20 protein-coding genes are annotated in these 23,758 nt (G+C 50.7%); 8 read left to right on the top strand and 12 right to left on the bottom strand.

Annotated elements, in window-relative coordinates; translation table 11 throughout:
• Positions 1-138: 138 nt before the first annotated feature.
• From pilQ to C3B51_RS06295, 5 genes are read right to left on the bottom strand one after another with little or no spacing between them, the layout of a single operon-like run.
• A complete protein-coding gene (gene pilQ / locus C3B51_RS06315) occupies positions 139-2,217 on the bottom strand; it encodes a type IV pilus secretin PilQ (RefSeq protein ID WP_430929771.1) in 2,079 nt (692 codons plus the stop codon).
• Complete coding sequence (locus C3B51_RS06310; RefSeq protein WP_206074736.1) at positions 2,198-2,737, bottom strand: pilus assembly protein PilP; 540 nt, start codon at positions 2,735-2,737, stop codon at positions 2,198-2,200. The genes pilQ and C3B51_RS06310 overlap by 20 nt, the downstream gene beginning before the upstream one ends.
• A complete protein-coding gene (locus tag C3B51_RS06305; protein ID WP_046004929.1) occupies positions 2,737-3,339 on the bottom strand; it encodes a type 4a pilus biogenesis protein PilO in 603 nt (200 codons plus the stop codon). The genes C3B51_RS06310 and C3B51_RS06305 overlap by 1 nt, the downstream gene beginning before the upstream one ends.
• A 3-nt stretch (positions 3,340-3,342) precedes the next feature.
• Positions 3,343-3,939, bottom strand: a complete 597-nt coding sequence (locus tag C3B51_RS06300) for a PilN domain-containing protein (RefSeq protein WP_125720250.1) — start codon at positions 3,937-3,939, stop codon at positions 3,343-3,345.
• Positions 3,927-5,006 carry a pilus assembly protein PilM gene (locus tag C3B51_RS06295; protein ID WP_046004927.1) on the bottom strand — a complete coding sequence of 360 codons (1,080 nt, stop codon included), beginning with the start codon at positions 5,004-5,006 and terminating at the stop codon, positions 3,927-3,929. The genes C3B51_RS06300 and C3B51_RS06295 overlap by 13 nt, the downstream gene beginning before the upstream one ends.
• 224 nt (positions 5,007-5,230) lie before the next feature.
• Here C3B51_RS06295 and C3B51_RS06290 point away from each other — a divergent pair, with 224 nt between their 5' ends.
• Positions 5,231-7,678 carry a penicillin-binding protein 1A gene (locus C3B51_RS06290; protein ID WP_130244515.1) on the top strand — a complete coding sequence of 816 codons (2,448 nt, stop codon included), beginning with the start codon at positions 5,231-5,233 and terminating at the stop codon, positions 7,676-7,678.
• A 57-nt stretch (positions 7,679-7,735) separates the two neighbouring features.
• Here the strand turns inward: C3B51_RS06290 and metL are convergent, their stop codons facing one another.
• Both metL and metB read right to left on the bottom strand, forming a co-directional pair.
• The gene (metL, locus tag C3B51_RS06285) at positions 7,736-10,084 is read right to left on the bottom strand and encodes a bifunctional aspartate kinase/homoserine dehydrogenase II (protein ID WP_130244514.1); all 2,349 of its coding nucleotides are present in this window, start codon (positions 10,082-10,084) and stop codon (positions 7,736-7,738) included.
• 5 nt (positions 10,085-10,089) lie between these two features.
• A complete protein-coding gene (metB, locus tag C3B51_RS06280) occupies positions 10,090-11,313 on the bottom strand; it encodes a cystathionine gamma-synthase (protein WP_054016972.1) in 1,224 nt (407 codons plus the stop codon).
• A gap of 300 nt (positions 11,314-11,613) precedes the next feature.
• Here metB and metJ point away from each other — a divergent pair, with 300 nt between their 5' ends.
• Positions 11,614-11,934: a met regulon transcriptional regulator MetJ gene (gene metJ / locus C3B51_RS06275; RefSeq protein WP_010386199.1), complete on the top strand. Its 321-nt coding sequence runs from the start codon at positions 11,614-11,616 to the stop codon at positions 11,932-11,934.
• 63 nt (positions 11,935-11,997) lie between these two features.
• Here metJ and C3B51_RS06270 read toward each other — a convergent pair whose 3' ends face one another.
• Both C3B51_RS06270 and rpmE read right to left on the bottom strand, forming a co-directional pair.
• Positions 11,998-13,239: a malic enzyme-like NAD(P)-binding protein gene (locus C3B51_RS06270; RefSeq protein WP_046004923.1), complete on the bottom strand. Its 1,242-nt coding sequence runs from the start codon at positions 13,237-13,239 to the stop codon at positions 11,998-12,000.
• A gap of 623 nt (positions 13,240-13,862) precedes the next feature.
• Positions 13,863-14,078 (bottom strand): 50S ribosomal protein L31, encoded by a 216-nt coding sequence (gene rpmE, locus C3B51_RS06265; protein WP_082078901.1) that lies wholly within the window; start codon positions 14,076-14,078, stop codon positions 13,863-13,865.
• A 309-nt stretch (positions 14,079-14,387) separates the two neighbouring features.
• Here rpmE and priA point away from each other — a divergent pair, with 309 nt between their 5' ends.
• The 5 genes from priA to C3B51_RS06240 all read left to right on the top strand — a co-directional run bounded on the left by priA (position 14,388) and on the right by C3B51_RS06240 (position 19,440).
• Entirely contained in the window at positions 14,388-16,559 is a 2,172-nt protein-coding gene (gene priA, locus C3B51_RS06260) for a primosomal protein N' (protein ID WP_130244513.1), read from the top strand.
• Between the two features lie 9 nt (positions 16,560-16,568).
• A complete protein-coding gene (locus C3B51_RS06255) occupies positions 16,569-17,102 on the top strand; it encodes an SPOR domain-containing protein (RefSeq protein ID WP_130244512.1) in 534 nt (177 codons plus the stop codon).
• 76 nt (positions 17,103-17,178) lie between these two features.
• Complete coding sequence (hslV, locus tag C3B51_RS06250; RefSeq protein WP_046004920.1) at positions 17,179-17,697, top strand: ATP-dependent protease subunit HslV; 519 nt, start codon at positions 17,179-17,181, stop codon at positions 17,695-17,697.
• Positions 17,698-17,708: 11 nt separating this feature from the next.
• On the top strand, positions 17,709-19,037 hold the full coding sequence (gene hslU / locus C3B51_RS06245) for an HslU--HslV peptidase ATPase subunit (protein ID WP_130244511.1): 1,329 nt from the start codon (positions 17,709-17,711) through the stop codon (positions 19,035-19,037).
• Between the two features lie 40 nt (positions 19,038-19,077).
• A complete protein-coding gene (locus tag C3B51_RS06240; protein ID WP_130244549.1) occupies positions 19,078-19,440 on the top strand; it encodes a gamma-butyrobetaine hydroxylase-like domain-containing protein in 363 nt (120 codons plus the stop codon).
• Positions 19,441-19,502: 62 nt separating this feature from the next.
• Here C3B51_RS06240 and C3B51_RS06235 read toward each other — a convergent pair whose 3' ends face one another.
• The 3 genes from C3B51_RS06235 to C3B51_RS06225 form a co-directional block, all read right to left on the bottom strand.
• Positions 19,503-21,383 (bottom strand): methyl-accepting chemotaxis protein, encoded by a 1,881-nt coding sequence (locus C3B51_RS06235; protein ID WP_125720262.1) that lies wholly within the window; start codon positions 21,381-21,383, stop codon positions 19,503-19,505.
• A 108-nt stretch (positions 21,384-21,491) separates the two neighbouring features.
• On the bottom strand, positions 21,492-22,544 hold the full coding sequence (locus C3B51_RS06230) for an MJ1255/VC2487 family glycosyltransferase (RefSeq protein ID WP_125720264.1): 1,053 nt from the start codon (positions 22,542-22,544) through the stop codon (positions 21,492-21,494).
• Positions 22,541-23,062, bottom strand: coding sequence for a phosphatase PAP2 family protein (locus C3B51_RS06225; protein WP_046004915.1), 522 nt, complete (start codon positions 23,060-23,062; stop codon positions 22,541-22,543). The genes C3B51_RS06230 and C3B51_RS06225 overlap by 4 nt, the downstream gene beginning before the upstream one ends.
• 161 nt (positions 23,063-23,223) lie before the next feature.
• Here C3B51_RS06225 and rraA point away from each other — a divergent pair, with 161 nt between their 5' ends.
• The gene (gene rraA / locus C3B51_RS06220) at positions 23,224-23,730 is read left to right on the top strand and encodes a ribonuclease E activity regulator RraA (protein ID WP_125720266.1); all 507 of its coding nucleotides are present in this window, start codon (positions 23,224-23,226) and stop codon (positions 23,728-23,730) included.
• The last annotated feature ends 28 nt before the right edge of the window (positions 23,731-23,758 follow it).

Here is a 23,758-nt window from a genome sequence, read left to right as displayed (position 1 = left end):
AAACGAACTCTAAAATTTGAAATAAAACCCCGCCTAACGACCTGGCCCCAAAATTAAGGAGGGGATTATCTCAGCATTCACTGCGTGATTTCAAGTCAAAAGGCAACTTTCACGCCCATTATTATTATTTTAGTCTGTCTAGAGTGAGTCATGCATGATCTTAGGGGTCACAAAAATCAATAACTCTCTCTTTTCATTGATTTCTCGCGTGTTCCTAAATAAGGCGCCTAAATAAGGTACATCGCCCAGTACCGGCACCTTGCTCACCGCATTGGTCATTTCCTGCTGATAAATACCGCCCAGCACAACGGTTTGACCATTCTCCACCAATACCTGGGTCTGGATCCTTTGCGTATTAATTGCCACCGCAGGACCATTGGCTGTTTGTACTGTATCACCACGCGTGTCCTGAGTTATGACCAAATCTAGAATAATTTTATTATCCGGGGTAATTTGCGGTGTTACCTCTAAACTCAATACCGCTTTTTTGAACTGCACGGTTGATGCACCACTTGAGGCAGATTCCACATAGGGGATCTCGGTACCTTGCTCAATGCGTGCCGTCTTCTGGTTGGCTGTAGTGATACTAGGCGTTGCGATGATCTCGCCTTTATTCTCCTGCTCTAACGCTGACAGCTCCAAGTCTATCAAAGTCCCGTCTGACAATTTGGCAATGTGCATACCTAAGCTGCCTGCGGGGTTTTGCACCGGCAGATTCACGTTCAAGCGCTCGGTCAAATCAGGGATAGTGCCTCCGGAGAGCTTATTGGTGGCCTCCAGAGTGCCCGAAATCGCATCGGTGCCTTGCTGATCGCTGAATCCCCAGCGGATCCCCAAATCTTCCTGTATGTTATCCGACACGGTCACCATGCGAGACTCGATTCGAACCTGTTTTACCGGCACATCCAGTGTCTCGACCATACGTCTGACATTCTCGATACTGCGCGAGGTATCCTTAATCAACAGGGTGTTGGTGCGCTTATCGACAGAAACACTGCCACGCAGGCTTATGATGGAGTTTTCATCGGTTTTGAGCAAGTCAGCAAACTCTTCCGCTTTGGCGTAATTAAGCTGAATATACTCACTGTACAAAGGTTCCAACTCTTCGACCTGGCGCTTTGCCTGCAACTCTTTCGCTTCTCGGGCGGCCAGTTCCTCTGACGGTGCGACCATTAAAATCGCCCCTTCCATACGCTTATCCAGGCCTTTTACCCGTAACACCACATCCAGCGCCTGATCCCACGGCACGCCATCCAAACGCAACGTGATGTTGCCGGTGACCGAGTCACTGGTTACCAGGTTGAAGTTGTTGGTATCGGCGATGATCTGTAGCACTGAGCGGATCGGAATATCCTGGAAATTTAACGTGATTGGCTGACCCTGATAATTTTTCTTCTCGGTATAGGAGAATTCCTGATCGTCCTTTTCCACGGTCAAGGTAAAAATATTCTCCAGCTGCTGATAGTTGAATTTAAACGCGCCATTGGGCTTGATAACTAACCGGCTCTTACCTTCTTCCCGGAAAGTTTCAACCGTGCTGACCACAGTGCCAAAATCAACCACATCCAGCTCGTACAGTAATTCATCCGGAATGGCGATATGATGGAAGTCGGCATAGATCTGTCCGCCACGCTCCTGCACATCAATTGCGGCCTGGCTGGAGTCTAAAAACGCCAGGATCTGCGCAGCGCCTTTATCTGTGCGTCGAAAATCAATATTCTGGATCCGATTCATGGCACTGTGAAGGGTATCTGGTTGTGTATCATCATTGGTAACCACAATAGGCTGATCAGACACTTTGACATAAACCAGGTTGTTCTTGACCTCAGTACGATAGAGCTTCAGCGCTTTCATTTCGACACTGAGTACAAAGCCCCCGCTTTCCATTCTGCTTTTGATCTGCTCAATGCCCGCTTTGTTGACTTTAAGCAGTTCCAGGCTTTCTTCGTATTCAGCATCCGGAAAAAACAGCTCGATCCTGGCTGGTTCATTGAGCACTTGCACTTTGGGTTCAATCGCCAGCTTTTCGTCAAATACCAGCTGTAACTCAGTTTCTCCATTGGGCACCGGGTTATAGCGGACATCGTACAGCATCGGCATTGCCTGAGCGAACAACGCAGTGCCCATTAAAACGCCACCCATCAGAGTTTTCACAACGTGCTTGATCCCGTCGCGCGCAATCATATTTTCACCTTTTTTATTCTTCACTGGCACCAACGTCCTCGGCTTCTACCATTTCGACTTTGCTCAGGCGCTCTTTCCAGCACCCGGTCCCATCCGGGATCAGCTCCATCAGTTCCAGATGGTCGGCCTGTACGCTTATCACTTTACCGTGATACAAACCCATATATTCGTTTTTCTTAATTCTGAACAAGCCTTGATCCGCAGCGCGGACAAGCGCCCAAACGGTCTCGCCACGCGTGATAGTTCCTTTCATTGTCAGGTTATCCAGCGCATATTTTTCTAACGGATCACGAGGTCGATTAGGATCCGGATGCAGGCAGTTTTTAACTTGCACCAGACGGCTTTCAATCACTTCCGGCTGTGGTGCCACAAACGGACTGCGCAGTCTGCCAGCACTGTAAGGGAAATGCTCGAAGCGGGCCATTTCAGGCATAGGGTCAATGCTTGGCGTTGCATTGGCCTGAACCCTATCAATAAACTCTTTTTGTTCTGCGGTGTTATCGTTACACCCTGACAGCACCAATATCGTGAGCAAAACAAGCAAGTGTTTCATTATTCACTCTCCTGCTCATAGCGATATGTTTTTGCCACCACACTGAACACCAGCTGGTTATTACCGGCACCTTCAATACGAAAGTCATGCAAACTCACAATACGCGGCAACTGTGCCACTTTACTAACAAACTCACCAAACTCATGATATGTCCCGACCACTTCGAGGTTGATCGGCAGCTCAGTATAAAATTCTTTTTTAACTTCCGGCATCCAGCCTATTTTTAAAAACGTCAGGCCACTGGAGGTGCCCACATAAGTGAGATCGTCGAGCAATCCCGGCGTTTCATTAGACGTCGGCAGCTTTCTTAATAGCTGAGAAAACTGGGCTTCCATATCCTGCATCTGCTGGCGATATAACTCCAAGTTGTTCGCCCGACCATACTTAATACGGTAACTGGTTCGCAGGTCTTCCTCTTGCTTTACCGCTCGCTCAAAACTGTCCACCGACGCCGAAACCAGCATGCTATAGCCAATCACCAGCATGATCACGACGACCACAGCGCAGCAAATGGCCTTGACCGGCATCGGCCATTCACCAATGTTGTCCAGCTCTATTTCGTTCCAGTCAATCTCCTGCAGCGACTTCAGATCAAATTTCATGGCCTAATTCTCCGCCTCGGTTGTCTGAGCCAGCTCGGCGCGCTCCTTTTCCATCTGAGCAAATGTTTTGACGTAAAAATTCATAGTGAAGTTGCTCAGCAAACGCTCTTCTCTTTCACCCGCAACGATACCCTGAAGTAAAGGATCACGCAGTAAATAAGATGACTCCACTGCCCGTAACATCTGTGATAAGCGGTTATTGGATTCACTGCGACCGATGACTTTGATCATATTTTGCTGCCGTTCCAGGCTGGTCAGATAGACGCCTGCTGGCACCACCCGCGCCACTTCATCAATGATCTGTGTGCCCAGATTCCGGTTACTTTGTAGCTCTTCAATCAACCGGATACGCCGTTGCAGGTTTTCTTTTTGCTGGTTAAGCCCCTGGATTTCGCCGATCCGCTTATCCAGTTTTTTAATCTCGCTGGAAAGATAGCGGTTCTTGATTTCCTGCCCTTCTTTCAGGGTGTCGTAAAACGCCCCTATGCCATACATCAGCGCCAAACTGGCGGCCACAATAACGCCCAGTATAGTCAGGAATTTTTGCTGTGAGGCCTGCCGCTGCTGCTCACGCCAGGGCAATAAATTTATATGTGGCATGATGAAAAGCTCCTCAGTGCCAACCCGGTTGCAATCGCAAACTGTGCCCTGTGATTGGTCAGCACACCCCGATCCACTTTAGGTGCTATTTCCATATTCGCAAACGGATCAGCCACAATAGCATGCACGCCAAGCTCATCAACCAGCAGACGGTCAAGCCCTTCGACTTGCGCAGTGCCACCTGTCAAAATGATGTAATCGACCTGCTCCTGGCCACTGGTGGTCATAAACATTTGTAGTGCACGACGCACTTGTTGCAGCAAGGAGGTCTGAAAGGGTGCGAGTACTTCAAAGGTGTAGTTTGGTGGCAGATCGCCGGTGGTTTTTGCCAGCTCAGCCTGATCGAAGCTTTTATTGTAGTAAGCAACAATACTATTGGTGTATTGCTCTCCCCCGAACACCTGATCACGGGTATACAAGGTTTTACCTGACTGCACCACACTCACCAGCGTCACCACGGCGCCAATGTCGATGATCCCCACGACTTTGTCGTAGGCATCCGAAGGTAACTGGCCATACAGCACCTCAACCGAACGCGCCAGTGCGTAGCTTTCCACATCCACGACTTTTGCTTTTAAGCCGGCCTCTTCCAGCGCACTGACACGTGCCTGTACGCTTTCGGTTCTGGCCGCTGACAGCAAGACATTGACTTTGGAGGGGTCGGCTTCATTAACAGTGAGTTTTTCAAAATCCAGACTCACTTCGTCAAGCGGATACGGGATCAGGCTGTCAGCCTCAATGGCAATTTGCGATTCCAATTCAGCGTCGCTTAACGATACATCCATAAAAATCATTTTAGTGATGACCGTTTGCCCGGACACCGCAACAGCGGCAAAGTGGCTAGTTTTGGGAAGACGTTTGCGTATTTTGCTGATGACCTTACCGACCGCTTCTATGTCTTGAATGGCACGCTCTTTCATGGCGCCCTTAGGCAAAGGTTCAATGGCCACGGCCTCGACTCGGTAACCCGCGCTCGATTCAGCCAGCAACACGGCCTTCACACAGTGTGACCCTATGTCTACCCCGACCATCATGGGAGCTTGTTTTTTTAAGAATTGACGCAACATGCCATTAGCCCAAGTATCCAGAATTCTGTACAGTGTTAATTAAGAGTTTAGTCATTTAGGTACAGTTTGGCGAAAAGCGTTATACTACTTGCCAACTTTCGGCCACACTCCCTTGCACCTCAATAAGGCACAAAGTAATTTACGCAAAAATTATTAATCGTTTTTTAATCAGGATATACTAACAGCGTCCGATTGTAATTGGGAGTCTCGCTAGAGATAAATTCGTGAATTTATTAAAAAGATTACTACAACTTATACTGCTTTGCACGACACTGGGCCTGCTTACCCTGTTCGGCCTTTATTACTATGTCAAATCAGACATTCCCAGTGTTAAGGTTTTAAAAGATGTACAGCTGCAAACCCCCATGCAGGTCTTTACCCGCGACGGCAAACTGATCAACCAGTTTGGTGAAAAACGCCGTATTCCGGTTAAAATTAATGACATTCCCGAGCCTTTACTCCAGGCCTTTCTGGCTACCGAAGACAACCGCTTCTATGACCATTTTGGCATCGACCCGATAGGTATAGTCCGCTCATTTATTGTCCTTGTCAGTACTGGCGAGAAAAAACAGGGCGCCAGTACCATTACCATGCAGCTGGCACGAAATTTCTTCCTGACCCGGGAAAAAGCCTATATCCGTAAGGTGAAAGAAATCTTTATCGCACTGCATATTGAGCGACTACTGAATAAAGATGAGATTCTGGAGCTTTATCTGAACAAAATAGAGCTGGGCCACCGCGCGTTCGGCATTGGCGCCGCCGCACAGGTGTATTATGGCAAAGAGCTGCACGAGCTGAGCCTGGCACAAATGGCCATGCTGGCAGGTCTGCCCAAAGCCCCTTCTGCGCTAAATCCTATCCGCAACCCGCAGCGCGCCAAGTTGCGCCGGAATGTTGTATTGGGCAGGATGCTCACCGAAGGCTACATTTCCCAGGCGCAATACAACGAAGCAACTCAGGCACCGATCACGGCTAAGCGCCATGGCGCTGAGATTGAACTCTATGCGCCCTATATATCGGAAATGGTGCGCGCTTACATGGTGAAAACCTATGGTGAGGATCAGGCCTATAACTCAGGCTTTAAGGTCTATACTACGGTTGAATCCAACATTCAGGCAGCGGCACAGCAGGCACTTATCGACAATCTGCATGCCTATGATATGCGCCATGGCTTCCGCGGCCCAGAGGCGCAGTACTGGCAGGCAGAAGAAGCCCCCTGGTCAGCGACTCAGATCCTGGAGCGGCTCAAACCGGTGAGAGAAATCGACCCGTTACGTGCCGGCGTGGTCACTGCGCTTGAAGAACAAAGCGCGACCGTGCTACTGAAAGACGGTGCTTCAATCACTGTGCCCTGGGCAGGATTAAACTGGGCACGCGCCTATATCACTGAGCGTCGCCAGGGTTTGCCTCCCAAGCAGGCAAGCGACATCCTGGCACCAGGTATGCAGATCTGGGTACGTAAACAAGACCAGAGCTGGATGCTCAGCCAGCTGCCCCAGCCCGCCAGTGCGCTGGTCTCGCTGGACCCTCAAAGTGGCCGTATCAAAGCCCTGGTCGGTGGTTATAGCTTCCAGCAGAGTCAGTACAATCGCGCTGTTCAGGCTAAACGCCAGGTGGGCTCTAACATCAAACCATTTATTTATTCCGGTGCGCTGGAATCCGGCTATACACTGTCGACCATCATTAATGACGCGCCCATTAACCATTGGGATAAAAGTATGGGTGTTGCCTGGCGTCCGAAGAACAGCCCGGATGTGTACAGTGGCCCTATTCGTATCCGTCGCGCCCTGGCACAATCGAAAAACGTTGTGTCAGTGCGCCTGCTGCGGGGCATGGGCTTGAATGCCGCCGCCGATCACATTCTCAAGTTTGGCTTTAACAACGAAGACATCGTACGCAGTGAATCGCTGGCGCTCGGTAGTGCCTCACTGACGCCATTAGAGATGGCACGCGGTATGAGCGCCTTTGCCAATGGCGGCCACCTGGTCGAAACCTATTTTATTGAAAAACTCACCGACAGTTACGGTAATCTGCTGGGCGCCGCTCAGCCGCTGACCGTATGTACGGAAGAAGAGTGGGAAGTCGACCAGTATACCTGTGCACCACGGATCATCTCGGAGCAAAACGCATTTTTAATTGCCGATGCCATGAAAAGCGTGGTCTGGGGTGGCGGCAGCTGGAAACACAAAACCGGCTGGAGTGGCACAGGCTGGCGTGCTCAGGCACTGAAACGTAAGGATCTGGCAGGCAAAACCGGTACCACCAATAATTCCGTCGATACCTGGTTCACCGGGTTTAACCGCAACGTACTGACTACGGTCTGGGTGGGCTTTGACGATCCCGGTAAATCTCTAGGCCGTGCAGCCTACAATGCCAACCTCGGCAAGCAACAAGTCGTGGGTGCCGAAGCCGGCGCCACCTCTGCACTTCCAGGCTGGGTGCAGTTTATGCGCGCTGCGTTAAAAGATGAGCCGCTGGCGCCCATTGAACCGCCACCTGGGCTGGTCTCGGTCCGCATCGATTTAAAAACCGGATTACTGAGTGAACGTAACGATCACACCAGTCGCTTCGAATACTTTGAACGCGGTACTGCTCCTACTAAATACGTGCTGGATACCGGCTCAAGCACCCCCTTTGAAGAGCAGTTACCAGATACGGAAGAATTGTTCTGATAAGCATCACGCAAAAGGCCGGTCATGATGACCGGCCTTTTTTGTATCACGGTGTGATTATCTCAGCTGCTGGGTTAACCAGTACAAATCGGAGTGGATCCCCGCAGCGGTGACTTCTTTACCCGCACCCGGCCCCTGGATCACCAGCGGGTTTTGTTCGTACCATCCCGTGGTGATAACGAAAATATTATCGCCCGGCGTCAGGTTAGCAATGGCGCTGCCCTGAGCGACCTGTGCAATGCCCACTTTGGCGTGCACCTTGCCAGCAGCATCAATTTCCAGCGCACCGGTATACCTTAACACTTTACCTTGTGCCTGCGCTGCCTCAGCACGCTGCTGATAAAACACATCTAATTCATCTTTGCGAGCCAGGAAGCTCTCCCAGCTGCCTTGCGCCAGAGACGCCGGCATCAGCGCCTCCAGTTCAATATCATCCAGTTCCAGCTGTAAACCCAGCTCACGCGCCAGGATCAAGAGTTTGCGCTGCATGTCCCGGCCTGACAGATCTTCACGAGGGTCCGGTTCGGTATACCCCATGTCTTGTGCAGCCAGGACCAGCTCAGAAAAAGGGCGCTCGCCATCAAAGCTGCTGCATAACCAGGATAAAGTGCCAGAGAAAACCCCTTCAATGCGCACCACTCTGTCGCCGCTGTTTTGCAGATCCGCCAGTGCAAAATTCACCGGCAACCCGGCTCCGACGCTGGTGTTATAGCGCCACAGCAAATTGCGCTCCTGCAACTGAGTGCGCAGTGCCTGATACCAGTCATGCGCAGCAGTACCGGCATACTTATTGGCACTGATCAGATGACAATCGTGCGCGGCAAAATCCGGGTAAAGCTGACTAAATGTTTCGCTGGCGGTGATATCAATCACCACTTTATGTTCGTAATCCAGCTCACTGATGCGATCCAGTAGCTCAGCATGAGAGTAACTCTGCGCTTCACTTTGCCACTGCTGTTGCCATTGCGACACGCTCAGGCCGCTTGGGCAAAACACCATCTCCTGCGAACGCAGCAGCGCCACGACTTTGAGATCAAACTGGCTTTGTAAGCGCGCAATTTGTTGCTGACACTGGTTGAGGAATACCTCACCCACGTTGCCCAGACCAGCGATAATCACCGCCAGTTCACGGCCTTTATTCACCAATTTATCATGCAAAATAGCCAGCACATCACTGTCGATTGCCTGATCGGTGAGGAACAGCGCGTATTCAGTTGCACTGTGGGTAAAGCGCACCACCACAGCCTGCTCATCCAGCACGGCCTGAGCCTGGCGCACTAATGGCGCAATATCCGGGCAAGGTGCAACCACAGCAAAGCCACGTAAGTGGGACTCAACGATGGTCACCCGACCGCTCAGGCGTAGAACCACCTGGTGGGTAAATTCGCTGGGCACCAGCAAGTAGTCTTCGCCGTTTTGATTAAAGTGATGAATACCATGCTGAATGAGTTGACTCAGCGACCCAACTTCGCCCGACACCAGGGTATCGACGCGCAACAAGTCCAGTTCGCCAAAAGTAGTCACAAAACGCTTTTCTTTGCTGTAGCCTTGCTTAACCACTTCGGTGCCCTGCACATCAGGTTCAAAGCTACTGCGTACCTGCAGCTTAATCGCGGTTTCTTTTAGTGGCGACAAAGTCTTGGCATGTAAAACCGGGTTACCCAGGCGCGCCAGTAAATTAGCCTGGGCACGACATACCTTGCTGTATTTGATGGCATTACCCACTTTACGCGGATCGGTGCTGAACACACCTGGAGTATCTGTCCAGATAGACACGGACGCCGCATCCAGATAGCTGGCCAGCAGGGTGGCACTATAGTCACTGCCGTTACGCCCCAGCGTGACCGTATTGCCTTCACTGTCAGCGGCAATAAATCCAGTGACCACGTAAATTTTGTCCTGAGCAAGCGCCTGATGACAGGCACTACGATTCAGACTATGCATCAGCTGCCCCTGATGCTGGGTAAACAAAGTGCGGGCATCCACATCTTGTGCAGTAATATTCAGGGTATTCAGTAAGGCTGCCAGTAAACGCGCCGACCAGATCTCCCCAAACGCCAGTAGCGGCGCTTCTTGCAATTGGCGCAACTGCGCCTGACGAGCAATGCTGCTCAGCTCCTCGCGTAACTCTGCCGCCAGCGGCGTTTGCTGCGCAGCCGGGAACAACTCACTGATCAGTTGTAACTGATGATTTTCAACCTGTAGCAGGATGTCGCTGAACGCCCGCTCGTCCTGCTGCTGATAACTTTGCCACAAGGCAACCAGGGTATTGGTGGTTTTACCTGCCGCCGACACTACGATACAGTCGCCACTCTGGCAGTGACCAATAATAATATTGGCAACCGCCTGATAGCGTGCCGCCGAGCTCAAGCTCGAACCACCGAATTTATGTACTGCTTTTGTCATCTCTTCTACCACAATGCCGTATGTGCCGGCGAAAGCTTGAAGGCCTTCGCGTTATCACTAGAACCGCCTTGCGTAGTTTTCACCGCAGCAAAAGCCTGCTCTAAGTCTGCTAATAGATCGTCGATTTCTTCAATCCCCACGGAAATTCGGATCAGCGTGTCACCGACGCCCGCTTCCAGACGAGCTGCGGGATCCATACCGGCATGTGTCATGGTTGCCGGGTGACAGATCAGACTCTCAACCCCGCCTAGGGATTCGGCTAGCGAGAATTGTTTTACACTGGTCAGGAACTTAGCGGCGTCTGCCAGCTCCCCTTTAATGTCAAAGCTCACCATGCCACCAAAGCCTTGTTGCTGTTGTTTTGCCAGCGCGTGCTGAGGATGACTTTCCAGCCCGGGATAATACACCTGGCTGACAAATTCAGATTGTTCAAGGTAGCGCGCAATCGCCAGCGCATTCTCCTGATGCTGTTTCAGGCGCACGTTGAGCGTACGTAAGCCACGTAAAGTCAGGTAACTGTCAAACGGCGCCCCCGTAATGCCGATATTATTCGCCCACCAGGCCAGCTCATCACCAAGCTCCTCGGTTTTGGCGATCACCGCGCCGCCAACGACATCCGAGTGACCATTGATATATTTAGTCGTTGAGTGCACCACGATGTCGACGCCAAATGCGATGGGGTTTTGCAGCGCAGGCGATAAAAAGGTGTTGTCGGCGGCGACCAGTGCACCGCACTGCGCCGCAACGTCGGTGACTGCTTTGATATCGGTTAATCGCAAAATGGGGTTACTGGGTGTTTCAATCCAAACCAGCTTAGGTTTGATGGCCAAGATCTCCTGCAAGCTTTCGCTGCGCGTCAGGTCGAGCACTTTAACCTTGAGCAAACCGCGCTTTTCCAGCGAGGTAAATAAACGATAGCTGCCACCGTAACAATCGTGTGGGATCACCAAAGTATCATCGGCATTCAGCAACTGAGTCACCAGGTGCACCGCAGCCATCCCCGTGGCCGTAATGATGCCCTTAGCCCCACCTTCAAGCTCCGCCAGCGTTTGCGCAAGAATATCGCGATTCGGGTTGCCGCTGCGTCCGTAATCGTAATCACGTTTTTTATCAAAGTCGGCAAAAGAATAGGTGGTCGACAGATACAGCGGCGGCACCACTGCACCATGATGCTTATCCGCATCAATGCCTGTGCGTACTGCTATGGTTGACTTGTTGCTTTGGCTCATAGGTCACCTGACTCAATTAGATGTTTAGACGTCTAAAAGGTTAGATGAACAAAAGTTAGAAGTCAAAACATTTATACTGCTAAATGGCTAAATAACTAGTATTTGACTATCTTTTTTAAACCGATAAAATTTCGCCACTCAACGCGAACTCTATGCTAATAAGACTGAGTATTTGAGCTTAAACTATGGCAAATGACGTGCAACATTGCCAACAGAGGGCTTGCGTGTCACGGTTGGATCCATACACAGTACACAGTCTTATTCGCATTGCATCTACAACACTGAGGCAAGTACATCACTATGGCTAAATGGAACGGTGAATACATTCACCCTTATGCAGAACACGGTAAGAAATCAGAACAGGTAAAAAAGATTACTGTGTCTATCCCGCTCAACGTACTTAAAGTGCTAACTGATGAGCGCACCCGCCGCCAGGTCAATAACCTGCGCCACGCGACAAACAGTGAATTACTGTGCGAGGCATTCCTGCATGCCTTTACCGGCCAGCCGCTGCCCGGTGACGAAGATCTGCGTAAAGACAACCCGGAGAAAATCCCGGCAGAAGTGCGTCAGATAATGACTGAGATGGGTCTGGAAATTCCAGAGATCAACGAAGAGTAATTTCGTCAGTAGCAAACATAAAAAAGCCTCACAGTGTGAGGCTTTTTTATTGCTCTGATGGGCTTATGCCATGTAGTTTTCTGGCATATCGATTTGTGCCACACCGGATTCAACCGCAGCGACTGCAACCGCTTTGGCAATACGCGGCAACAAACGCGGGTCCATTGGCTTAGGAATAATATAGTGTTCACCAAATTCCAGGCTGTCTACTTCTGCCGCTTTTAGCACTTCAGCAGGCACCGGCTCTTTGGCAATGCTGCGGATCGCCTCTACCGCCGCAATCTTCATTTCATCGTTGATTGCCGTTGCACGCACATCCAGCGCACCGCGGAAGATAAACGGGAAACATAATACGTTGTTAACCTGGTTTGGATAGTCCGAACGGCCAGTTGCCATGATCAAGTCATCACGTGCACCATGTGCCACTTCCGGGCTGATCTCCGGATCCGGGTTCGAACATGCAAAGACCACTGGCTTGTCTGCCATCAGTTTCAGATCTTCTGGCGACAACAGATCCGGACCAGATACACCAACGAACACATCCGCATCTTCGATCACGTCCTGTAAGGTGCGTTTATCCGTGTTATTGGCAAACAGTTTCTTATATTCGTTAAGGTCGTCACGACGCGTGTGGATCACGCCTTTGCGGTCCAGCATATAAATGTGTTCACGCTGTGCACCACATTTAATCAGCAGTTCCATACACGCAATGGCGGCAGCACCGGCACCCAGGCACACAATAATGGCGTCATGGATGTTCTTGCCCTGGATCTCCAGCGCGTTCAGCATACCCGCAGCGGTAACGATTGCGGTACCATGCTGGTCATCGTGAAATACCGGCACATCACAGCGCTCAATGAGCGCGCGCTCAATTTCAAAACACTCAGGCGCCTTGATGTCTTCCAGATTAATACCACCAAAGGTGTCGGCGATATTGGCAACCGTGTTGATAAAGTCTTCGGTGGTGCGGTGCTTCACTTCGATATCAATCGAATCCAGGCCTGCAAATCGCTTGAACAGCAACGCCTTACCTTCCATCACAGGTTTAGACGCCAGTGGACCGAGATTCCCTAACCCTAAAATAGCCGTACCGTTACTGATCACCGCAACCATATTGCCTTTACCAGTATAGCGGTAAGCATTGCTGGGATCGGCAGCAATTTCACGGACCGGCTCGGCAACACCCGGGCTATATGCCAGGGCCAGGTCTTTGACGGTTTCAGCAGGCTTGGTCAACTCAACGCTGATTTTTCCTGGAACGGGGTGGGCATGATAATGTAACGCTTGTTCACGAAAGTCTGACATGACGCGATTTTTTCCTACGAAGAAGTTGAAAGTGAGAGTGAGATAAAAATTCGCTAACTGCTTTAAACCATACCTTTTTTAAAAATTAATTCAAGGGATATCAGGTCGATCCTGTTAAAGCAAAGATAGTTGGCAGTTAGCAAGATTTAGCGACCTTTTTGCTACTTTTCGGCAAACTTATCTCACAATAAATGATCTGATAAGTGTCACTTTCAGTTCAAAATAGCGTCATTTTTATGCAGAGTATAAATAAAATGAATAAAACCCGAGGTAAAATACACTTTACGACATTTGTTGAATTTTAAGCTAAAAATCACAACATTTAACGACCAAAAAACGGTGAAAAGTTGAATTTTAGTGCATATAGCTATGCATATTAATCAAGTGAATATGGCCATTCACACAGATGAGGATGGTGATTTGTGTGGTAACAGACCGCTCGCGAGCAAGCCCGGTTGTAACTTTCCCGGTAAAATTGAATGACGTGCAACTGGAAACTTTACTAACCAAATAGCACTGATCCGTCCACTTGGCATAATGATGGTAAACAGTTAAATTGAGAAACAGGTGTGCAGAAACGAAAAAAGCACCCGAAGGTGCTTTTTCTACAGCAAAAGTAAAACTTACTTCTTGCTGCTAAGCGCGCCAAAGCGCTTGTTGAAGCGATCAACACGACCACCTGTGTCTAGGATCTTCTGCTTACCAGTGTAGAACGGGTGACAAGCAGAACATACGTCCAGGTGAATGTCTTTACACAGTGTTGAACGAGTTTCGAATTTGTTACCGCACGAACAAGTTGCTGAAATTGTTTCGTACTTAGGATGAATACCTTCTTTCATAGGACACCTCTAGTTAAGGCCGTATCGCTCTCCAAACCCGAAGTCTGGCACCATACGTAGTTATACAAAAATTGTGGACGCGTATTTTAGGGTCAATCCGGGCGTTCCACAAGCAATAAATGCAAAATAACTGCTATTTTTTGCGCAATTTCGCGCTGTGCCCGCAAAATATCGAGCTGGAGCAAAACTCACTGACCACCCGCATACATTATTATGCCGTTACGGTATACTGGGCAGATAGTCTGGTGGCACCGCAACCTGCACTCAGACAACTGCCCTTAACATTGAAATTCAGATGCCGGAGTTTCCATGCGCTTCGCCGAAGTCGCTTTAAAAGTACCTTTACACAGAACCTTTGATTACCGCCTGGAGCCAGAGCAACAGCCCTGTGTGGGTGGCCGGGTAAGAGTAAAATTCGCTAACCGAGCCTGCATCGCCATCGTAGTGGCGCTGAAGTCTCACAGCGACGTGCCTGAGGACAAAATAAAAGCGCTTGAGTCGGTGCTCGATACCACGCCCGTGTTATCACCCGAGCACCTCGGCTTTTTGCGCTTCAGCGCGCAATATTACTGTCATCCGCTAGGCGAAACCCTGTTTACCGCCCTGCCTGGTGCGCTGCGCGAAGGTGAGCAGGTTGATAAAACACAAGTGCCGGTGCTGACCCTCACAGAGGCCGGCCGTGAAACCACTCAACTCAGAGCCAAAAAGCAACTGGCGCTGCTTGAACAATTGCGCAATGCTGGCGACGCCACCGCCAGTGAGCTGAAAACACTGGGCTTCTCACAAGCACAGATCAAGGCCTTACTGGAAAAAGCACTGATCCAGGAAGAGCTGCGCACCGATACCCACTGGCAGTCTGCGCCATTGCAACTGGGCAGTAAACCCAGGCTTCACCCTGAGCAGGCCACCGCCTGCAGTGCCATCAACAGTCAAGCCGGGTTTCGCACTTTCTTACTCGAGGGCGTCACGGGCAGTGGTAAAACCGAAGTTTATCTGCAAAGCCTGGAGGCCATTTTAGCCGCCGGCAAACAAGCCTTGGTACTGGTGCCAGAAATTGGCCTGACCCCACAAACGGTGAACCGCTTTAAACGCCGCTTCGAAGGGTTACCGATTGATCTCTGGCACTCCAACCTGACTGACAATGAGCGCTTACACACCTGGCGACGAGCTGAGCAGGGAGAATCTGCGCTGGTGATTGGTACCCGCTCTGCTATCTTTTTGCCCTTTCAGACCCTGGGTATGATAGTGGTTGATGAAGAACATGATGGCTCGTTTAAACAGCAAGACGGGTTGCGCTATCACGCCCGTGACCTGGCCGCCTATCGTGCCGCGCAAGGTCAGTTTCCGTTGATCCTCGGTACTGCCACACCGGCACTGGAAACCCTGCACAAAGCACTGCAAAACCGCTACCAGTTGCTACCACTGACAAAACGGGCGCAAACCCAGCAGGATAACCGCTTCGTACTGGTGGATATGAAAGGACAACCCGATCAGGGGGGATTTGCCAAAGCCAGCCTGGATGCCATTGCAGCCACACTGGCACGTGGACAACAGGTTATGGTGTTTCTCAACCGACGCGGTTTTGCCCCCACTTTGATCTGTCATGAGTGCGGCTGGCTCAGCAATTGCGACCGCTGTAGTACCAGCGCCACTTATCATAAATCACTGCGCAGACTGATCTGCCACCACTGCTCAGAGCAAGCCTTTGTGCCTGTGCAATGCCCCGACTGTGGCAGCACCCAGATCATGCCAACCGGGTATGGTACAGAGCAGCTGGAAGAGTTCTTATCCGAGCAATTTGCCGACTTCCCCGTGCACCGCATTGACCGCGACTCTACCCGTCGCAAGGGCAGCCTCGAAAGTGCACTGGATGAAATTAATCAGGGAGGCGCCCGACTGCTGATCGGCACTCAGATGCTCGCCAAGGGCCACCACTTCGCCGACGTCAATCTGGTGGTGATCCTCGACGTCGACAGTGGTTTGTATTCCTGCGATTTTCGCGCCACCGAACACATGGCCCAGCTGATAACCCAGGTGGCTGGGCGGGCCGGGCGCAGCGGCGAAGCGGGCACGGTACTTTTGCAAACCCATTTCCCGGAACACCCGTTGCTACAGGATCTGGTGAATAATGGCTATCAGGATTTTGCCCGCTATGCACTGCGCGAACGCGAAGAAACTCAGATGCCACCTTATAGCCATCTGGCGCTGATCCGTGCAGAAGCCACCAACTCGCAGCTGGTAATGGCGTTTTTATCGGATCTGGTTCCAGCCACCCCCTACCCTGGTATACAATTGCTCGGACCGATCCCCGCGCCGATGGAACGCCTGGCCGGTAAATACCGATATCAATTACATATTCAGGCAGCGCAGCGCAAAGTACTGCATCAATACCTGGCGCAACTGGCCGACTATATCGGTCAGCATAAACTTGCCAACCGGGTGCGCTGGAGTATTGACGTTGACCCAATGGATACCTATTAAAAATACGTTATGGCACAACACGACTATATAAATAAGAAACCGGGCGGCAAAAAAGCCGCAAAAGGAAAGGCCGCCAAGCCCTTTCCCAAGTTTTTTGCCGCGCTGACGCTGGTGCTGATCAGTGCCTTTGGTTATGGCCTGTGGTACATCACGCAACACGGCAAACCTGAGGTGCAAACCACCAACCCGGCAGCTCCCAAGCAAGCTGAGCAACCGAAAGTCGAAAAAGATTTACCTCGTCCGCCGGATTTTATTAAAGACATTAAAGATCACGAGGTTAAAGTCGAGGTCAAGAAAATCGAGAGCCAGGGCCCCTATCAGATGCAATGCGGCTCGTTCAGAACCTATAAACAGGCCGAGCAAATGAAAGCCAAGATGGCCTTTGCCGGACTTATCGCAGAGATCCGCCGTACCGAAGGCTCCAACGGCGTCTGGTATCGGGTCCGCCTGGGTCCTTACGACACCAAACGCGGCGCCGAGAGCGATAAGAACAAGCTGGAACGAGTAAATATCGTCAGCTGCGGGATCTGGAAATGGACTTGATCTTCGTAAAATCGTCCCTATCTCTACCCTAATTGAGTTTACAGATGAGGCTGATGCCTCCTGATTAAGGAATACTATGACAACTATCGTGAGTGTTCGCCGAGGCGACAAAGTCGTAATTGGCGGAGATGGCCAGGTTTCTCTTGGCAATACGGTAATGAAAGGCAACGCCAGAAAAGTGCGTCGCCTCTACAACGGTAAAGTACTAGCAGGCTTTGCCGGTGGCACTGCCGATGCGTTCACCCTGTTTGAACGCTTTGAAACCAAACTGGAAATGCACCAGGGCCATTTGACCCGGGCGGCCGTTGAAATGGCAAAAGACTGGCGCACCGACAGAGCGCTGCGCAAATTAGAAGCCTTGCTGGCCGTTGCAGACGAAACCGCGTCATTGATCATCACAGGTAACGGTGACGTAGTGCAACCTGAGCATGACCTCATTGCCATCGGCAGTGGCGGTAACTTTGCCCAGGCCGCAGCCACTGCGCTGATTGAAAACACCGACCTGAGTGCCCGTGAAATTGTGGAAAAGAGCCTGACAATCGCAGGAGATATCTGCGTCTTTACCAACAATTTCCAAACCATCGAAGAATTGTAATAGGAATTGCCATGACAGCAATGACCCCAAGAGAAATCGTCCATGAGCTGGACCAACACATTATTGGTCAGGACAACGCGAAAAAAGCCGTCGCCATTGCACTGAGAAACCGCTGGCGCCGCATGCAGCTGCCTGAAGAGCTGCGCAGTGAAGTGACGCCAAAGAATATCCTGATGATCGGCCCAACGGGTGTTGGTAAAACTGAAATTGCCCGTCGCCTGGCTAAGCTGGCGAACGCACCGTTTATCAAAGTAGAAGCCACTAAGTTCACCGAAGTGGGTTATGTCGGCAAAGAGGTCGAGACCATTATCCGTGATCTGGTGGAAGTGTCATTTAAAATGACCCGCGAGCAGCAAACCAAAAAGCACAAGCACCGCGCTGAAGAAGCCGCGGAAGAGCGCATTTTGGATGCCCTGCTGCCACCGGCGAAAGACGCCTGGGGTGAAACTCAGCAAAGCGATAACAGCTCTACGCGTCAGGTATTTCGTAAAAAGCTACGCGAAGGCCAGCTGGATGACAAAGAAATCGACATCGATATCGCAGAAACAGCGCCTCAGGTAGAGATCATGGCGCCGCCAGGCATGGAAGAGATGACCAATCAGTTGCAGGGCATGTTCCAGAATCTGTCTGGCGACAAGAAGAAAAGCCGTAAACTGAAGATCAAAGAAGCCTTCAAGCTCTTGGTCGAAGAAGAAGCCGCTAAGCTGGTCAACCCGGAAGAGCTCAAAGAGCAGGCGATTTTTGCCGTTGAGCAAAATGGCATCGTGTTCGTCGATGAAATCGATAAGATCTGTAAGCGTGGCGAAGCGTCAGGTCCGGATGTCAGCCGCGAAGGCGTACAACGCGACTTACTGCCACTGATTGAAGGCTCTACCGTCAGCACTAAACATGGTATGGTCAAAACCGATCACATTCTGTTTATTGCTTCAGGTGCGTTCCAGATGGCTAAGCCTTCTGATCTTATTCCTGAGCTGCAAGGCCGCTTACCTATTCGCGTTGAATTAGAAGCACTGACGGCGAAAGACTTTAAACGTATTCTGACAGAACCTCATGCCTCTTTAACCGAGCAACAACAGGCGCTGTTGAACACAGAAAGTGTCAGCATCGAATTCAGTGATGATGCGATTGAACGCATTGCTCAGGCTGCCTGGCAGGTCAATGAGAAAACCGAAAACATCGGTGCCCGTCGTCTGCATACCGTGATGGAAAAGCTGATGGAAGAAATTTCATTCGACGCATCCGACAAAGCCGGAGAATCGCTGACTATCGACGCCGCGTATGTCGACAAGCATTTAGATATGCTGGTCCAGGACGAAGACCTGAGCCGCTTTATTCTTTAATGGATAACCGCCCGGTCCTGGATCGGGCTTTTTTATGCCTATGTATCAAGTAACTAAACTGCATTACCACAAGGTGCAAAAAACACTCGATGTGCACTTTGATGATGGCCTGAGCCATTCGCTCAGCGCCGAGTTTTTGCGTGTTCATTCACCCTCTGCCGAGGTGCAGGGGCATGGCCCCGCTCAGCAGCAACTGGTGCTCAACAAGCAGGATGTAACCATCAGTCAGATTGAGCCGGTCGGCCATTACGCGGTCAGGCTGGTATTTGATGACGGCCACAACTCCGGGTTGTTCAGCTGGCAATACCTGAGAAAGCTGTGCGAACAACACGAGACACTGTGGCAAGACTATCAGCAGCGGGTGTCGGCAAAGCACGATGTGCCGATCAAGTTCATGCCATAAGGGCATTCCAGACACAAAAAAGGCGACCGAGGTCGCCTTTTCTTTTGCCTGGCATAGCGCCACTACACCTGGTATTTTTCTACCGACTCGTACAAGTTACGCGCTTGCTCGGACAGTTCCTCACTGCTTTGCGCATTACTGCTGGCATGCTCCGACGCCACCTGTGCAATATCACGGATCTTAACCACATTCTTGTTCACTTCTGAGGCCACCTGTTTTTGCTCATCAATGGCAGTGGCAATATGCGTACTCATTTCCATAATGGTCTGCACATCTTCGGTGATCATCCCCAGCAGATTACCGGCACGCTCTGCCTGTGCCACACTTTCGTTACCCTGCTCACGGCACTGCTCCATGATATTCACCACTTCGCGGGTGCGCTGCTGCAAGGTCGAAATAATGCTTTCGATTTCCTGAGTCGAATCCTGGGTGCGCTGCGCCAGCGAGCGGACTTCGTCTGCCACCACCGCAAAGCCTCGCCCTTGCTCACCAGCACGGGCAGCCTCAATAGCCGCATTCAGCGCCAGCAGGTTGGTTTGCTCGGCAATGCCCCGGATCACATCGAGGACTGAGCCAATGGTTTCACCATCTCGCTCCAACTGTCCTACCACGTCGGATGCCCCACCCAAAGACTCAGACAGCTGCATGATGTGCTCAATGGTTGAGGTCACCTCAGTGCGGCCCAGCTGAGCATTCTTATTGGTAGACTCGGCTTTTTCCGCCGCCGCTTCGGTATTGTGCGAAATATCCTGAATGGTGGCCTGCATTTCAGTTGCCGCCGTTGCCACCATATCGGCTTCATGAAGCTGCTCAGTCATACCGGCACTGGTTTGTGCCGTGGTATCTGACAAGTGATGAGTTGCGTCATTGATGATCGCCAGCGCATTGTTTACATCGCCAATCAGCTCTTTGAAGTCGCCAATCAGGCTATTAAAGTCTTTGGTCATCAGGGTGATTTCGTCATTACCCGTCTGCTCAATCGGAATACGCAAGTTGTTCTCGCGACGGATCCGCTCTATTGTCTGATAAACCCGCTCAACCGGACCAATAATCGACCGACTGGTCGACAAAACCAAAACCATCACCAGTACCGATGCCACCACAAAGATGATCAGTGCGGCCGTTTGTGCCATCCGGGCATTATTGGCAACCTCTTGTTTGGCTTGCTCAACAATCCTGCTTACCACCGCATCGCTTTGTTCCACGCTTTGCTTCATGCTGCCCAAAGCGCCACTGTTCAGGTCCAGGCCCAGCTTGGTCTGTGCGTCTACCAGATTTCTGAAGCGAGTCTGATATTGCTTGATCAGCGTCTGGATCTGGCGCTCATACTGCGCATCAAAACCCGCGGCTTTTACCTGACCTTCAAACTTGCTGATTTGATCATCAAACCGCTTGAGGTACTTTAAATCCAGCCGTAACATAAAGTCTTTTTCTGCCCGTCTGAGCATCAGCATACTGACCAGCAGGTCGTCACGCTCTTGCTGCTTCAGCATAGTTTCGACTTCATGAACGGCACTACGCAGCGCGCCATACAGCCCGTCTTTTGGATGCAGGCCGATGGTTTTTTGCAAATCAACGACGTTGTTAAAGTCGTCTACATAGGTTTGCGCAAGGCGTTCAAACTCACGTAAGTTACTATCGTCAATATCGAACTCAGCAAATATCTCGTCCAGCAGACCTGCTTTACGTTGCAGCTCACTGTAGTCCCTGGCATATAGATCTAGTGCCTCAGTATCTTTGTAGAACAAAAAGTTCTTCTCGTGTTTGCGCATGGAGAGCTCATGAATATCCAGCTCCTCCGCGTACTGAATGGTTTCATTCAGCTTGCGCATGGTACTGGCTTCGATCATGATCACTGCCAGCATAACGACTAAAGCCACACCCACTACCAGCGCATTCAACTGCAAGCGCCGCTTAATGGTCAGATTTTCCAGAAATGCCATACGGTTACCCAATTATTACAAGACCTGCAATAAGTATAGATTATTCCGTCAGCAACGCCGCGCACTATTTGTCAATTTTGCACGACTTTATTACTAATCGCGCATTAATTAAGCGGCCCTTGGTGCTTTATTGAGCACCGCCTGCCAAAGTGTATCATGTAGCTCACTGACATTACCCCACTGTCCCTTTGTTAGCCACAAAGCTAACGGAGTCGCATCGCTGGGAAAATTAATTTGCTGTCCGGCAGGTAACTCCAGCCATTCATCCAGTGCTTCGGAGTTGAGGTAATTCATCACCTGGGCCAGTCCCAAGTTTTGTAAAGTCATGGCATTACTCTGCTGCTCAAACTGCCCCTGCAAAGGCTTAAGCAAGAGTTTTTTGCCAAACTTGAGCGCCTCACTGGATAGTTCAAACCCGGCATTGGCCACCACCCCCGACGCATTAGCAAGATCGGCAATAAACCCTTCGCGCGAAGGGGCACGCAGGTGAATATGATTGAGTGAAGTATCTTTGGCATCCGGGTGATAGCAGTAGAACTCCTTATCCGGAAAGTCTTTCAGCAACTCCACTATGTGTGACAAGTCTTCAAATGGCAGGTACACCAGCACTTTGTTTGCAATCGACTGATTACCAAAGTCACCAGGCTGGTAAGGGATAAAAGGCGGCACTATGTTTTCTGCAAACGGTTGCCAGTGCACACCCAGATGAATATCAGCGGGTGCAAACCAGCGGATCAATGAGCGCAGCAAAAAGTTGCCACCAAATATCGGCACCTGCGGTGACAAAAAGGCACTTTGGTGACTCATGGCAACGACCGGCACTTTAGCACGGCGCGCGGCCCATGCCGTGATCGGTTCAAAGTCATTGAATACCATGTCGTAGCCACGCATATCGAAGCGTCGTACATCTTGAATAAACCGACCAACGCGCAACTGCTGCAGCGTGCCCTGATAATTTAACCGCCCATGTCGGGTCGCAAAGCTGATCCCGCGCCGGGTTTGATAGTCCCCGAACACCGACATATCAAAATAACGCTCGTCCGGACGACCGGAAAACAGGTAATCAACATCAATACCCAAACGTGTAAAGCACTCTGCCATCACCCGGGCACGGGTGATATGACCATTACCAGTTCCTTGTACGCCATATAAAATCTTCATAATTCCCCTACCACTCCTATTGCCAGCAAAGCACATCCGCTGCCTATCATCGCCCCCAGAATGACATCAATTGGATAATGCACACCGACTACGATCCTCGACAACGACACACCTGATGCCCACAGCATCAAGGGCAACGCCAGTGCCGGAAAATGCTCCATCAGACAGGTCGCATATAACCAGGCACCCGCACTGTGTCCGGACGGCATGCTAAATTTATCACTCGGTGTAAGCATGGCTTTAACAGCAAGGCAATCACAGGGCCGAACCCTGGCGATACGGTTCTTCAAATAAAGGTAGAGTGGCCGCTCAATGGCAAACGCAACCACAGCACACAAGGCAAACTGCTGCCCGACCGAGTCCATAAACAGTGCACTCAGGATACCCAGTACCACATAAAGCCCACCATTGCCGCTTTTCGACAGTGCCAACATCACCATTTTGAACCAGGGCTTACACTCGGGTTTATAAAGGGCAAAATAAAGCGCCGTATCGAGTTTGATGATCTGTGTTTTCATAGTTCATGCTTACATTTGTTCACAATTTCAGCATAGAAGAGCTAAATAACACTGCCACGACAATTTTGTGACACAATTATGTATGTTGATTCAAAGCATTGCGCCCCTACATAATGGGAGTATACTGGACCGTGAATTCAGTTATTTTCGAGGACGCCCGTATGGATTACAGCACTTCCGATTTATGTGACCATTTTGCCGATGCCGTTGATGTATTAGAGCCAATGTTTATCAATTTTGGCGGTCAAAGCGCCTTTAGCGGGCGGATCAAAACGCTTAAGTGCTTTGAAAATAATGAGCTGATCAACCAGGTATTGCAGCAGGATGGGACTGGCCAAGTTTTATTGGTCGACGGCGGCGGTTCAACGCGCCGCGCACTCATCGATATCGAGCTGGCTGAACTGGCCATCGAGAATAACTGGCAGGGCATTGTCGTTTATGGTGCAGTGCGCCATGTCGAAGAATTGGAAGAGTGTGATCTTGGCATCCAGGCGATTGCCTCTATTCCGGTCGCGGCAGACAGCCATGGCAGTGGTGAGCAGGGCATTCCTGTCAACTTTGCCGGCGTGTCTTTCTACGACGACGATTACCTGTATGCCGATGCCACCGGCATCATTATCTCTGCTGAAGAGCTGCTACTGGAAGTCGACGACGAACAGGGCGACTAACACAGCAACCACCTTGTTAATTCTCCGG

It is taken from the genome of Pseudoalteromonas rubra (genome assembly GCF_004212645.1).
Lineage (GTDB): Bacteria > Pseudomonadota > Gammaproteobacteria > Enterobacterales > Alteromonadaceae > Pseudoalteromonas > Pseudoalteromonas rubra_G.
The sequence above is the reverse complement of the archived record's forward strand: the minus strand, read 5'-3'. Positions and strand labels throughout refer to the sequence as shown.

Bases quoted from the DNA above. Each gene is read 5' to 3' on its own strand.
- C3B51_RS06310 (WP_206074736.1), bottom strand. From the start codon at position 2,737: ATGAAACACTTGCTTGTTTTGCTCACGATATTGGTGCTGTCAGGGTGT.
- C3B51_RS06305 (WP_046004929.1), bottom strand. From the start codon at position 3,339: ATGAAATTTGATCTGAAGTCGCTGCAGGAGATTGACTGGAACGAAATA.
- C3B51_RS06300 (WP_125720250.1), bottom strand. From the start codon at position 3,939: ATGCCACATATAAATTTATTGCCCTGGCGTGAGCAGCAGCGGCAGGCC.
- C3B51_RS06295 (WP_046004927.1), bottom strand. From the start codon at position 5,006: ATGTTGCGTCAATTCTTAAAAAAACAAGCTCCCATGATGGTCGGGGTA.
- metL (WP_130244514.1), bottom strand. From the start codon at position 10,084: ATGACAAAAGCAGTACATAAATTCGGTGGTTCGAGCTTGAGCTCGGCG.
- metB (WP_054016972.1), bottom strand. From the start codon at position 11,313: ATGAGCCAAAGCAACAAGTCAACCATAGCAGTACGCACAGGCATTGAT.
- metJ (WP_010386199.1), top strand. From the start codon at position 11,614: ATGGCTAAATGGAACGGTGAATACATTCACCCTTATGCAGAACACGGT.
- C3B51_RS06270 (WP_046004923.1), bottom strand. From the start codon at position 13,239: ATGTCAGACTTTCGTGAACAAGCGTTACATTATCATGCCCACCCCGTT.
- rpmE (WP_082078901.1), bottom strand. From the start codon at position 14,078: ATGAAAGAAGGTATTCATCCTAAGTACGAAACAATTTCAGCAACTTGT.
- priA (WP_130244513.1), top strand. From the start codon at position 14,388: ATGCGCTTCGCCGAAGTCGCTTTAAAAGTACCTTTACACAGAACCTTT.
- C3B51_RS06255 (WP_130244512.1), top strand. From the start codon at position 16,569: ATGGCACAACACGACTATATAAATAAGAAACCGGGCGGCAAAAAAGCC.
- hslV (WP_046004920.1), top strand. From the start codon at position 17,179: ATGACAACTATCGTGAGTGTTCGCCGAGGCGACAAAGTCGTAATTGGC.
- hslU (WP_130244511.1), top strand. From the start codon at position 17,709: ATGACAGCAATGACCCCAAGAGAAATCGTCCATGAGCTGGACCAACAC.
- C3B51_RS06240 (WP_130244549.1), top strand. From the start codon at position 19,078: ATGTATCAAGTAACTAAACTGCATTACCACAAGGTGCAAAAAACACTC.
- C3B51_RS06235 (WP_125720262.1), bottom strand. From the start codon at position 21,383: ATGGCATTTCTGGAAAATCTGACCATTAAGCGGCGCTTGCAGTTGAAT.
- C3B51_RS06230 (WP_125720264.1), bottom strand. From the start codon at position 22,544: ATGAAGATTTTATATGGCGTACAAGGAACTGGTAATGGTCATATCACC.
- C3B51_RS06225 (WP_046004915.1), bottom strand. From the start codon at position 23,062: ATGAAAACACAGATCATCAAACTCGATACGGCGCTTTATTTTGCCCTT.
- rraA (WP_125720266.1), top strand. From the start codon at position 23,224: ATGGATTACAGCACTTCCGATTTATGTGACCATTTTGCCGATGCCGTT.